Source organism: Streptomyces sp. NBC_00536 (assembly GCF_036346295.1).
In the GTDB taxonomy this organism is placed as follows: domain Bacteria; phylum Actinomycetota; class Actinomycetes; order Streptomycetales; family Streptomycetaceae; genus Streptomyces.
The window spans coordinates 6647807-6660193 of the sequence record NZ_CP107819.1 but is presented as its reverse complement, the minus strand read 5'-3'; the positions used below and the strand labels follow the sequence as shown (position 1 = coordinate 6660193).

Annotated in this window: 10 protein-coding genes; 6 read left to right on the top strand and 4 right to left on the bottom strand. The window is 74.0% G+C overall.

Features of this window, described 5'->3' with window-relative positions; all coding sequences use genetic code 11:
- Window positions 1-52 precede the first annotated feature (52 nt).
- Both OHS33_RS28535 and OHS33_RS28530 read left to right on the top strand, forming a co-directional pair.
- Complete coding sequence (locus tag OHS33_RS28535) at window positions 53-838, top strand: TIGR04222 domain-containing membrane protein (RefSeq protein ID WP_330333272.1); 786 nt, start codon at window positions 53-55, stop codon at window positions 836-838.
- Between the two features lie 82 nt (window positions 839-920).
- Window positions 921-2651 carry an alpha/beta fold hydrolase gene (locus OHS33_RS28530; RefSeq protein WP_330333271.1) on the top strand — a complete coding sequence of 577 codons (1731 nt, stop codon included), beginning with the start codon at window positions 921-923 and terminating at the stop codon, window positions 2649-2651.
- 113 nt (window positions 2652-2764) lie between these two features.
- Here the strand turns inward: OHS33_RS28530 and hemQ are convergent, their stop codons facing one another.
- Window positions 2765-3478 (bottom strand): hydrogen peroxide-dependent heme synthase, encoded by a 714-nt coding sequence (gene hemQ, locus OHS33_RS28525; RefSeq protein ID WP_330333270.1) that lies wholly within the window; start codon window positions 3476-3478, stop codon window positions 2765-2767.
- 23 nt (window positions 3479-3501) lie between these two features.
- A complete protein-coding gene (gene hemG / locus OHS33_RS28520) occupies window positions 3502-5007 on the bottom strand; it encodes a protoporphyrinogen oxidase (RefSeq protein ID WP_330335244.1) in 1506 nt (501 codons plus the stop codon).
- A 208-nt stretch (window positions 5008-5215) separates the two neighbouring features.
- On the opposite strand from hemG, the gene OHS33_RS28515 reads away from it, so the two are divergent.
- On the top strand, window positions 5216-6601 hold the full coding sequence (locus OHS33_RS28515; protein WP_330333269.1) for an FAD-dependent oxidoreductase: 1386 nt from the start codon (window positions 5216-5218) through the stop codon (window positions 6599-6601).
- Between the two features lie 220 nt (window positions 6602-6821).
- On the opposite strand, the gene hemE is transcribed toward OHS33_RS28515, so the two are convergent.
- Window positions 6822-7886 (bottom strand): uroporphyrinogen decarboxylase, encoded by a 1065-nt coding sequence (gene hemE, locus OHS33_RS28510; protein ID WP_330333268.1) that lies wholly within the window; start codon window positions 7884-7886, stop codon window positions 6822-6824.
- A 91-nt stretch (window positions 7887-7977) separates the two neighbouring features.
- On the opposite strand from hemE, the gene OHS33_RS28505 reads away from it, so the two are divergent.
- The 3 genes from OHS33_RS28505 to OHS33_RS28495 all read left to right on the top strand — a co-directional run bounded on the left by OHS33_RS28505 (window position 7978) and on the right by OHS33_RS28495 (window position 11028).
- Window positions 7978-8628: a DUF3000 domain-containing protein gene (locus tag OHS33_RS28505; RefSeq protein WP_330333267.1), complete on the top strand. Its 651-nt coding sequence runs from the start codon at window positions 7978-7980 to the stop codon at window positions 8626-8628.
- A 308-nt stretch (window positions 8629-8936) separates the two neighbouring features.
- A complete protein-coding gene (locus tag OHS33_RS28500) occupies window positions 8937-9599 on the top strand; it encodes a response regulator transcription factor (RefSeq protein ID WP_330333266.1) in 663 nt (220 codons plus the stop codon).
- 148 nt (window positions 9600-9747) lie between these two features.
- Window positions 9748-11028 (top strand): ribonuclease D, encoded by a 1281-nt coding sequence (locus OHS33_RS28495; protein ID WP_330333265.1) that lies wholly within the window; start codon window positions 9748-9750, stop codon window positions 11026-11028.
- 80 nt (window positions 11029-11108) lie between these two features.
- On the opposite strand, the gene OHS33_RS28490 is transcribed toward OHS33_RS28495, so the two are convergent.
- Complete coding sequence (locus OHS33_RS28490) at window positions 11109-12275, bottom strand: alpha/beta fold hydrolase (RefSeq protein WP_330333264.1); 1167 nt, start codon at window positions 12273-12275, stop codon at window positions 11109-11111.
- Window positions 12276-12387 lie beyond the last annotated feature (112 nt).

The window sequence follows — 12387 nt, the reverse complement described above, 5'->3', positions numbered from 1 at the left end:
GACTTCTCCTGACCGCTCCCCAGGAGCTTCAGCATCCTGTAGGAATCTGGCCATGTTCTGGGTCCTGTTCCTGCTGACGGCCTGGGCCGGGGCGCTGCTGTCGTGCGCCCGCCTGCTGAGAGCCGCGTCCGACGGCGCGGAGCCCGCCCCCGGCGGCGCCACCGCGCACCACTACGACGAGCTGAACCTGTACGAGGCCGCCTACCTGGCGGGCGGTCCCCGGCGGGTCGCCGAGCTGACGCTGCTCTCGATGGAGCGCCAGCGGCGCCTGCTGCTGACCCACACCGGGTGGGCGACGGTCCTGGACCCGGTCGGCCGTGATCCGCTGGAGCGCTCGGTGCTCGGCGCGTTCGGGCCCGACGGGCAGTCACCGGTGGAGTCCGTCCGTACCGCCGCGGCCGGGGACGAGGCCGTACGGGCGCTCGCCGACCGGCTCGGCGCGGCGGGCCTGGCCGTGCCCGAGGACGCCCGGGCGGGGATCAGCGCGGGGGTCGACGCGGTCCGCGGGGCCAGCGCGCTGACCGTCGCGCTGGCCGCGGCCTCCTTCGCGGTGCCCACCGGCGGCACCACGCCCACCCTCGTCCTGTGCTGGTTCGCCCTGCCGCTCATCCTCACCCTGGGCTGCCTGGGCATCGCCCGCTTCGAGTCCCACCCGTACTCCTCCTGGGCCTCCCCCGCCGGCCAGCGGCTGCTGACGGCCCTGGACCGCGAGCGCGGGCGCAGCGAACCGCTGGCCGCCATAGCGGTGCGCGGGGTGCGCGCCGTCGGGGATCCGGACCTGCGGGCCGCGATGTCCTGCGGCAATCGGGGGACGGTCCCGCGGCAACGGGGGTACTGAGCGCGACATGCGGCGGTGATCCTGTACAAGCGCGCCACCCTGTCGTCCCATCGGCTGATCCGATGAGACGACAGGGGCCGCCATGCGGACGACGCTCACCCGCTACGGAGCCACCGCGGCGCTCCTCTCCTTCGCCCTGTGCGCCCCGACGGCCCCCGCCCGGGCCGCCGACGGCCCGGACGCCACGGCCCCGTCCGGCCGGGCCCGTACCGCACCGGAGCCCCGGCCCCCATCGGAGACGCCCGCCGAGCGCGCCCGGCGCCTCGGGGCCGAGACCGCCGCCCGCCGGGCCGCCCTGCACCGCCCCCGCTTCGGCGCCTGCCCCGCGAGCGAGGGGCTGGCGGACCCCGTGCGCTGCGCCGTGCTGCGCGTACCGCTCGACTACGCCCGTCCCGACGGCCCGCAGATCTCCCTGACCGTCAGCCGGGTCACCGCCACCGGCGACCGGACGGCCCGGCAGGGCTCCCTCGTGTACAACCCGGGCGGGCCCGGCGCCTCCGGCATGTACTTCCCGCTGGTCGCCGACCTGCCCGAGTGGCGGCGCGTCGCCGCCGCCTACGACCTGGTCGGCTATGCCCCGCGCGGGGTGGGCCGCTCGGCGCCGCTCTCCTGCCAGGACCCGGCCGCCCGGCCCGCGGGGCCCACCCAGGTCCCGGACCGGCCCTCCACGGCGTACAAGGAGCAGCGGATCGCGGCGGCCCGGGAGTACGCGCGGGGCTGCGCGCGCCGGGCGGGCGCGGCGCTGGCGCACTACACGACCCTCGACAACGTCCGGGACCTGTACGTGCTGCGCGCCGCGCTCGGCGACGAGCGGCTGAACTTCCTGGGGGCGTCGTACGGGACCTACCTCGGCGCGGTCTACGCGACGCTGTACCCGCGGCAGGTGCGCCGGGTGGTCTTCGACTCGGCGGTCAATCCGGATCCGCGGCGGATCTGGTACCGCAACAACCTCGACCAGTCACCGGCGTTCGAGCGGCGCTGGGCCGACTTCCGCGCCTGGGCGGCCCGCCACCACGACGTCTACGGGCTGGGCCGCACGGCCGAGGCGGTCCGCGCGAGCTACGAGAAGGTCCGGGCGGGGGTGGCCCGTACGCCCGCGGGCGGCGTGGTCGGCACCGGTGAGCTGCAGGCGGCGTACCTCAAGGCCGCCTACTACGACGACGTCTGGCCGCGGCGGGCGGCAGCGCTCAGCGCCTACCTGCGCGGCGATCCGGGGCCGCTGACCGAGCAGGCGGGGCCGGACCCGGCGGCGGCCGCCGGATACGAGAACGCGCGGGCGGTCTACACGGCGGTGCTGTGCAACGACGCGCCCTGGCCCGCGGACTGGGCGACCTGGGACCGCGACAACACCGAACTGGCCCGGACCGCCCCCTTCGAGACCTGGCCGAACGCCTTCCTGAACCTGCCCTGCGCCTCCTGGCCGGCGGCCGGACACCGGCAGCGTCCGGTGGCGGTGGGCGAGGGCATGGGCATGGGCCAGGGTGTGGGCGAGGGCGGCGCGGGGGCCGTGGCGCTGCCCCGGACGCTCGTGGTGGCCGCGGAGCGGGACGGGGCGACCCCCTATCCGGGGGCGCTGGAGCTCCAGCGGCGGCTCGGCCCGCAGGCCTCGCTGGTCACGGAGGCGGGGGCCGGTACGCACGGCGTGGTCGGCGGACGCAACGACTGCGTGGACCGGCATGTGGAGCGGTATCTGCTGACAGGTGACACGCCGGGACGGTATGTCATGTGTGCGCCGCATCCGGAGCCCGCACCGGTGTCGCTGGACGACCGGGCAGCGGGCACCCGCAGGGTGCCGCTGCCGCCAGTCGTCTGAACTTCCGGGCGGGATCTCCGGCTGCGTCGATTCGGGGGCATGGCCTCCCGATCCCCGGAAGCCCGCGTCGGTCTGAACACGCGGTCTTCCGGTCCTTCCCCCCAGGGGAGGTATCAGGCGAGCCCGGCCACCAGATCGGCGACGGACTTGCGGCGTCCTGTGTAGAAGGGGACTTCTTCACGGACGTGCATACGGGCCTCGGAGGCGCGCAGGTGACGCATGAGGTCGACGATGCGGTACAGCTCGTCGGCCTCGAAGGCCAGCAGCCACTCGTAGTCGCCCAGCGAGAAGGACGCGACGGTGTTGGCACGCACGTCCGGGTAGCCGCGGGCCATCATGCCGTGGTCCTTGAGCATGCGGCGGCGGTCCTCGTCGGGCAGCAGGTACCAGTCGTAGCTGCGTACGAAGGGGTACACGCTGACGTAGTCGCGCGGGTTCTCGTCGGCCAGGAAGGCCGGGATGTGCGACTTGTTGAACTCGGCCGGGCGGTGCAGGGCCATGTTCGACCACACCGGCTCCAGCGCGCGGCCCAGCTTGGTGCGGCGGAACAGGTTGTAGGCGCTCTGCAGCTCGTCCGAGGTCTCGGCGTGCCACCAGATCATGATGTCCGCGTCGGCGCGCAGGCCGGAGACGTCGTAGCTGCCGCGGACGGTGATGTCCTTCGCGGCGAGCTGGTCGAACAGCTCCTGGACCTCGTCGGCGTAACCGGCGCGGTCCTCAGGCAGGACGTCCTTCAGCTTGAAGACGGACCACAGGGTGTAGCGAATGACCTCGTTGAGGTCCTTGGCCTTCTTCCCCGCGTTGGGAATCTTCTCTGGTGCAGTCATGTGCCTATTGTCCCGTGTCCTGATCAGTGCTCTGTGCCTGGGGTGCCGAACGCGCTCGCGGAGCCCGGAGCGGAGCCCGCCGCGGACAGCGCCGCGGCCACCGCATCGGCGGCCCGGTGGGCGCTCGCGACGCACGCGGGGATGCCCACGCCGTCGTACAGCGCACCGCAGACCGCGAGCCCGGGCAGGGCCGCGACGGCCGTCCGGATCCGGGCGACCCGGTCCAGGTGGCCGACCGGGTACTGCGGCAGTCCGCCGGTCCAGCGGGTGACGGCCGAGGCCACCGGGCGGGCGGCCAGCCCCACGGCCGCGCCGAGGTCCGTCAGCGAGACGTCGACCAGCTCGGCGTCCTCCCGCTCCAGGACCGCCTCGTCGCCGTGCCGGCCCACCGAGGTGCGCAGCAGGAACAGGTCCGGGTCGGCGCCCGACCAGGCCCACTTGTTGCTGGAGAAGGTCGAGGCCTTGATGGTGCGGCCGTCCACCGGCGGCACCAGGAAGCCGCTGCCCGCCAGGTCCGGCGGCAGGTCGGAGCGCCGGAAGGCCAGGGTGACCAGCGCCATCGAGGCGTAGTCGACCCCGCGCAGCTCGGAGGCGGCCGCGGGCGCGAGGCGCTCCAGCAGCCCGGCCGCGGGGCCCGCGGGGGTGGCGAGGACCACGGCGTCGGCCTCGATGACCTCGGCCGGATCGCCGCCGGGGCCGCCGGTCACCACGCGCCAGCCCGCGTCCGTACGCAGCAGTTCACGCACCGGGGCTCCGGTCAGGATCCGGGCTCCGGCGGCCCGGCAGGCGTCGGCGACGGCGAGCGGGAGGCGGCCGATGCCGCCCTCGATGCCCGCGAAGACGGGTCCGGTGTCCTGCGGCCGCTCGGCGGCCCGGCGCTGGATCTCCCGTACGCCCTCGCCGAGCGAGCGGTGGGACCGGGCGGCCTCGAAGAGCTGCGGTACGGCGGCGCGCATCGAGATCCGGTAGGCGTCACCGGCGTAGACCCCGCCGAGCAGCGGTTCGACCAGCCGGTCCACGACCTCGCGGCCCAGCCGGGCGGCGACGTACGCGCCGACGGCCACGTCCTCGCCCGTCTCGGTGCGCGGGAGGTCGGCGTCGGCGGAGATCCGGGCGAGGCCCTCGGCGGAGAGCACGCCGGAGGCGGCGAGCGGGTTCAGGTCGCCGGGGACGCCCATCACGTGGCCGCGCGGCATGGGGCGCAAGGCGCCGCGGGTCCACAGGGCGGCGGTGGCGGTGGCGGGTGCCTGCAAGGCGTCGCCGAGACCGACCGCGCGGGCCAGGTCCACGGCTTCGGGGCGGCGGGCGAGCACGGATTCGGCGCCGAGGTCGACGGGGAGCCCGGCGAGTTCCCCGGCGTACAGCTTGCCGCCGAGCCGCGCTCCGGCCTCCAGTACGGTCACCCGCGCGCCGGCGGCGAGCAGCCGGTGGGCCGCCGCGAGTCCGGCGATGCCGCCGCCGATGACCACCGCGTGGCCGGCCCGGCCGGGGGTCCCGGGACCGGGGCCGCCGCGCCCGTCCGCACTCATGTCCGCTTCCTGCATGGACACATCGTCTCAGACCGATCACCGGCGCCGGACCCTGACCTCATCGGGACCGGCCCGGGGCCGACCCTCCCGGGGCTCCGCCCCGGACCCCGCGCCTCAAACGCCGGCGGGGCTGAAAGTGGCCGACTGAACGCCCGTTCGCCCGTAGCGTGTTCCCGACCTGCAAGGCGGCGGAGGGACGGTAGGGACGATGGCGGCGACGGAACGACTGGTGGTGGTCGGCGGGGACGCGGCGGGGATGTCCGCCGCCTCGCAGGCCCGGCGGCTCAAGGGCCCGGCGGAGCTGGAGATCGTCGCCTTCGAGCGGTCGCACTTCACCTCGTACTCCGCCTGCGGGATCCCGTACTGGATCGGCGGGGCCGTCTCCGGACGGGACGAGCTGATCGCCCGCACCCCCGAGGAGCACCGGGCGCGCGGGATCGACCTGCGCACCCGGACCGAGGTGCTGGAACTGGACGTGCAGGGCCGACGGGTCCGCGCCCGCGATCTGGACTCCGGGTCCGAATCCTGGACCGGCTACGACCGCCTCGTCCTGGCCACCGGCGCCCGCCCGGTCCGCCCGAAGCTCCCCGGGATCGGCGCCCACGGGGTGCACGGCGTCCAGTCCCTGGACGACGGACAGCGCCTGATGGACACGCTGGAGCGTACGGACGTACGCCGCGCGGTGGTGGTCGGCGCGGGCTACATCGGGGTCGAGATGGCGGAGGCCCTGGTCCTGCGGGGCTACGAGGTGACCGTCCTGCACCGCGGCGCGCAGCCGATGGCCACCCTGGACCCGGACATGGGCGGCCTGGTGCACCGGGCGATGAACGCGATGGGGATCCGCACGGTGTCGGGGGCCGAGGTGACGAAGATCCTCACCGACGACGAGGGCCGGGCCCGGGCCGTGGCGACGGCGGCGGGCGACGAGTACCCGGCGGACGTGGTGGTCCTCGGCATCGGCGTGGAGCCGCGGACCGCGCTGGCCCGGGCGGCCGGACTGCCGCTCGGGGAGTCGGGCGGGCTGCTGACGGACCTGTCGATGCGGGTCCGGGGGCACGAGGACATCTGGGCCGGCGGAGACTGCGTGGAGGTCCACGACCTGGTCTCGGGCCGCACCCGGCACATCCCGCTGGGCACGCACGCCAACAAGCACGGCCAGGTGATCGGCTCGGGCGTGGGCGGCGGCTACGCGACCTTCCCCGGGGTGGTGGGGACGGCCGTGAGCAAGGTGTGCGACCTGGAGATCGCCCGCACGGGGCTGCGGGAGCGGGACGCGCGGGAGGTCGGGCTGCGGTTCGTGACCTCGACGATCCGCTCGACGAACACGGCCGGGTACTACCCGGGGGCGGCGGAGATGACGGTCAAGATGCTGGCCGAGCAGCGGACGGGGCGGCTGCTGGGGGTCCAGATCGTGGGCGGGGCGGGGGCCGCGAAGCGGGTGGACATCGCGGCGGTGGCCTTGACGGCCGGTATGACGGTGGAGCAGGTGGTCTCGCTGGACCTGGGGTACGCCCCGCCGTTCTCTCCCGTGTGGGATCCGGTGCTCGTGGCGGCGCGCAAGGCCGTGTCCGCGGTGCGGGCCGCGGGGATCTGACCGGGCCCTGCGGGGCTGGTCCCCTACCCGCCCTTCCACCGTTCCCCGGGCTCTGCCCGGACCCGCGCCTCAAACTCCCCCAGCTACCGCTGGGAGGTACCCCCTGGCGGGGCTGGAATTGGCTGCGCCAATTACCAGCCCGCCCGGCGATTGAGGGCATCTTTCAGCCCGTCCGGCGTTTGAGGACCGGGGTCCGGGGCGGAGCCCCGGGAGCGGCGGGTCAGCGCTGCGTCTGCGTGTGGACGTAGTCCACCAGGCGGGTCAGGGCCGTGGGGTCGGTCGTCGGGAGGACGCCGTGGCCGAGGTTGAAGATGTGGCCCTCCAGGCCGGACGCGGCGGCGAGGACCTCGTCCGTCTTGGCCTCCACGGCCTCGGTGGTGGAGAAGAGGACCGCCGGGTCCAGGTTGCCCTGGAGCGCCTTGCCGGGGCCGACGCGGCGGACGGCCTCGTCGAGCGGGACCCGGTAGTCGACGCCCATGACGTCCGCACCGGCCTCGCCCATGAGGCCGAGCAGCTCACCGGTGCCCACGCCGAAGTGGATCCGCGGGACCCCGTAGGAGGCGATGGACTCCAGGACCTTGGCGGACGCGGGCATCACCGAGCGGCGGTAGTCCGCCGGGGCGAGCGCGCCGACCCAGGAGTCGAAGAGCTGGACCGCGGAGACGCCGGCCTCGATCTGGACCTTCAGGAAGGCGGAGGTGATCTCGGCGAGGCGGTCGACGAGGTCGGCCCACAGCTCCGGGTCCCCGTACATCAGGGCCTTGGTGTGCTCGTGGTTCTTCGACGGGCCGCCCTCGACGAGGTAGCTCGCGAGGGTGAAAGGCGCACCGGCGAAACCGATCAACGGCGTGGCGCCGAGTTCACCCGTGAGCATGCCGATCGCCTCGGTGACGTACCAGACGTCCTCGGGGGTGAGGTCGCGCAGCTGTGCGAGGTCCTCGCGGCGGCGGATCGGCTGGGCGACGACCGGGCCGATGCCCGGCTTGATGTCGAGGTCGATGCCGATGGCCTTGAGCGGGACCACGATGTCGGAGAAGAAGATCGCCGCGTCGACGCCGTGGCGGCGCACCGGCTGCATGGTGATCTCGGTGACCAGGTCGGGCCGCATGCAGGATTCCAGCATCTGCGTGCCCTCGCGGACCTTGCGGTACTCGGGGAGCGAGCGCCCCGCCTGGCGCATGAACCACACGGGCGTGTGCGGCACCGGCTCACGGCGGCAGGCCTTCAGGAAGGCGGAATCGTACGTCTGACTCGGCGTGCCCTTCGGGCTTTCGTTGGCGCTCACGACCCAAATCTTCGCACGTATGAAGAAGTGCCCGGCCCGGCGCGGGTGTCCCTGCGCCGTACGGGCTCCCGCTGCGCCTAGTCTTCCCGGCATGGCTGCGGCTCAGGGACGATTTTCAGATGGCGCTGACGGTGTGGACAGCGCGAAGGAGAGCGCCGTCCCGCTCCCGTTCCGGCGTGCGGTCGACGGCTTGAAGAAGGCGCGGCTGCGCCCGGGGATCGAGATCGACCCGACGAAGCCGCCCCAGCGGCTGGCTCCGTACGCCTACGCGCTGGAGGCGGCGGTCGTCGACGGCGAGGACGACCTGGCCGACGGGCGGCTCATCCTGCTCCACGACCCCTCCGGGCACGACGCCTGGCAGGGGGCCTTCCGGCTGGTGACGCTCGTACGGGCGGAACTGGAGCCGGAGATGGCGGCCGACCCGCTCCTCCCCGAGGTGTGCTGGTCCTGGCTGACCGGGGCGCTGGACGCGCGCGGGCTGACGTACGGGGAGGCGAGCGGCACGGTGACGATGGCCGGGTCGCACTACTTCGGCGGGCTCTCGGAGCGGCGTCCCGCGACCCAGATCGAGATCAGAGCCTCGTGGACGCCCCGCGAGGGGGTGGGCGGGGTGCCGGACACGGCGGCCCACCTGGCCGCCTGGTGCGATCTGCTGTGCCAGATCGCCGGGCTGCCGCCCACCGGGCCGGTGGACACGGGCGTGGTCTCCCTGCCACAGCGGCGCGGTCCGCACCACCCGTAGCGAAGGGGCCGGACGGCCCTGTCGCGCGGCCCCGCCGGGTGCCGCGCGGCGGCCCGCGGGTGCGCCTCAAGGCCCGCGTGTTCCCCTCTCCGCCCGCGACGGGCGGTCAGAACGGGGCAACCGATGCGGTCTTCTGATCACCCCTTGATCGATCGTGCGTCCGAATTGCCCGAATTGTTACTCACCAAATCGTGATCATTCCCTAAAGCCGGGCGGGTGACGTGCCGAAGGAGTGAGTGACCATCCGCACGGTGGGTATCGGCTCCTTCCCCGGCCGGCACCCACTCGCCACTCCCTCAGGAGGCCTGGTGTCCGTTCTTCTCGAGCAGCCCGCAAGCCTGGTCGCCTACCGCCCGAACAAGCCGACGGCCATGGTTGTCGTGGCCGACCCGCGCGTCCGCTCCACCGTGACCCGCCACCTGTGGGCTCTCGGGGTCCGTGACGTCATCGAGGCTTCGTCCATCGCGGAGGCCCGCCCCCGCGTCGGAAGCCCGCGCGACATCTGCGTGGCCGACGTGCACCTGCCCGACGGTTCCGGTCTCACCCTGCTCTCCGAGACCCGTGCCGCGGGCTGGCCCAACGGCCTGGCCCTGTCCGCCGCCGACGACATCGGCGCCGTACGCAACGCCCTCGCGGGCGGAGTCAAGGGCTACGTCGTCACCGGAACCCGTACCAACATCGGGCTCCCCAGCCGGCCCGGCTCCGCGCCCATCGGCGCGGCCGCCGCCCGGATGCACCGCCGCCCCCCGGGTGCCCCGAGCCACCCGGGCGGCTACCGCGAGCTGTCCGGCCGCGAGGTCGAGGTCCTGCGCCTCGTCGCGGAGGGCCAGTCCAACAAGGCCATCGGAGTCTCGATGGGCCTGTCCGCCCTGACCGTCAAGTCCCACCTCGCCCGGATCGCCCGCAAGCTGGGCACCGGCGACCGGGCCGGGATGGTCGCCGTCGCACTGCGGACCGGGATCATCCACTGACCCCGCTCCCGGGGTCCCCGGCGCACGCCTCCGGTTACCGCCGGGAGGCGCACCGGGGTACCCGGGGAAACGTCCGTGTTCACACCTCGCGCCCGTCGCCGGAACGTTCCGGCGACGGGCTCGTCGCATCCATGGATACCCTTGACCGGTGACCGACGCCCAAGAGACCGCAGCAGACCTGCGCACCACCACCGGGGGCGGCCCCCCGGACGACGAGGTTTCGTCCGATGGGCTGCCCATCCCGCTGCTCGAACCCCGTGAGGGCATCCCTCCGGTGGTCGCCGACGAAGAGGCCCTCGCCCGGGTGGTCGCGGCCTTCGCCGCGGGCACCGGACCCGTGGCCGTCGACGCCGAGCGCGCCTCCGGATACCGCTACGGCCAGCGCGCCTACCTGGTGCAGCTCCGCCGCGAAGGGGCCGGGTCCGCGCTGATCGACCCCGTGGGGTGCCCCGACCTCTCCTCGCTGGGCGAGGCGCTGTCCGGCACCGAGTGGATCCTGCACGCCGCCACCCAGGACCTGCCCTGCCTGCGGGAAATAGGCATGGTCCCCACCTCCCTCTTCGACACCGAGCTGGCCGGGCGCCTCGCCGGGTTCCCCCGGGTCGGACTCGGCGCGATGGTCGAGAGCGTGCTCGGCTACGCGCTGGAGAAGGGGCACTCCGCCGTCGACTGGTCCACCCGCCCGCTGCCGGAGCCGTGGCTGCGCTACGCCGCCCTGGACGTGGAGCTGCTGGTGGACCTGCGCAACGCGCTGGAGAAGGAACTGGACCGGCAGGGCAAGCTCGACTGGGCCCACCAGGAGTTCGACGCGATCGCCGCCGCCCCGCCCGCCCCGCCGCGCAAGGACCCCTGGCGGCGCACCTCCGGGATGCACAAGGTGCGGCGCCGCCGTCAGATGGCGGTCGTGCGCGAACTGTGGGAGGCCCGCGACCGGATCGCGCAGCGACGTGACGTATCCCCGGGCAAGGTTCTGGGAGATGCGGCGATCGTCGAGGCCGCCCTCGCGCTCCCCCTCAACGTGCACGCCCTGTCCGCCCTGCCCGGCTACGGGCAGCGGATCGGCCGGCGTCAGCTGGACCAGTGGATGGCCGCGGTGGACCGGGCCAAGGCCCTCCCCGAGAGCGAGCTGCCGCAGCCCGGGGCCACCCCGGCCGGTCCCCCGCCGCCGCGTTCCTGGGCGGACAAGGACCCGGCGGCCGCGGCCCGGCTCTCGGCGGCCCGTACCGCCGTCTCCGCGCTGGCGGAGGGCTTGAACCTGCCCCAGGAGAACCTGATCACCCCGGACAGCGTCCGGCGGCTGTGCTGGGAGCCCCCCTTCCGGGTATCGGCCGATTCCGTGGCGGAGGCCCTGGCCTCGTACGGGGCCCGCCCCTGGCAGATCGAGCAGGTGACGGACGCCCTGGTCACGGCCCTGGCCGTGACGGGCTAGCGCCGCCGCCGACCGAGATCCCGAGAGCCCCCGCCGAACCCGGCGGGGGCTCTTCGCGCACCGCGGCGCGGCGCGGCGCCCTACGGCACGGGCAGGGGCGTGACGTTGTCGTGGTCGTCCACGTGGAAGCTGCCCTGGTCCTTCCCGAACACCTTGGTGTGCTTGAGCCACTGCTTCGACATCTCGTGCAGGATGATGCGCCGGCCCTCCCACGGCATCTGGTGGCTGGCGCAGGACACCTTGAACATCAGCTTGTTCGCGCCCACGATGGCCTTGTAGAGCTCGGTGACCGACAGGCCCAGGGTGGTCACGGTCTTGTCCAGGTCGCCGTACACGATGAGCACCGGGACCGGGCCGCCGAGCGTGCCGTGGAGCGGCGCGGTCTTCTTGTTCCAGCCCCACCAGAAGGTCTGGCGCTGGCGGCTCAGCCCCTCCGTCCGGCCGTTGGGCAGCGGCTTCCCCCACAGGCGGCCCTGGGTGTCGCTCGCGATGATCGCTTCCCAGACCAGGTCCACCGCGCCCGGTGCCTGCTGGGCCGCGCAGTCGGGACCCAGCTCGTTCCTCCAGGCCTTCGTCAGCCCGTCCTTGTTGCCGAGGGTCATCGGGTACGGCGGGGTGTTCAGCGGCAGCGGGGACGGGGCGTCGAACTCGGTCCCGGGGGCGCTGTCCGGGCCGTCGGGCTTGAACACCGGGGCCTGGAACATCAGGCTCCTGACGTTCTCCGGGTGCTGGATCGCGTAGGGGCCCAGCGCGTACGCGGCGGCGGAGTTGCCGATCATGTCCAGCTTCTGCACACCGTGGAGGTCCTTGATGTACTCGACGACCCTGTCCAGCTCGTCCCAGTCGCTCTTCGAGTTGCCCAGCTGGTGGGGGTAGGAGGGGGCGCAGTCGGCGGTCAGCGGCAGGTTGGGGGGCAGGACGCGGTCATGCTGGGCCGGGTTGGCGTTGCAGGGGGTGTCCATCTCCGGGCGGGGGGAGAGCCCCATCCCCTGGAAGTCCAGCAGGAACACGTCGTAGCCGGCGTGTGCCAGCACCCGGGACCAGCTGTAGTCACCGAGGCCGATGTCGTAGGTGGCCAGGACCGGCACGGACCTGCCGTGCAGCATCAGGACGACGCGGCGGTCGGCGGCCGGGGTGCCCGGCGGGGTCCCGTCGTACTCACGGAGGAAGAGCTTCACCAGCTGGTTGGCGTTGGCGGGGACGGTCGACTTGTGCTCGACGGCATGGTCGGTGTGCTTGATGGGCATGCGGGACTCCGTCGCGTCGGCGGCTGTCCGGAGGCGGGCGCCCCGGGCGCGGTCAAGGATCGGGGCCGCCGGGACGCCGGGCCCGGAGCGGGGCCGGGCGGACGGCCGAGGA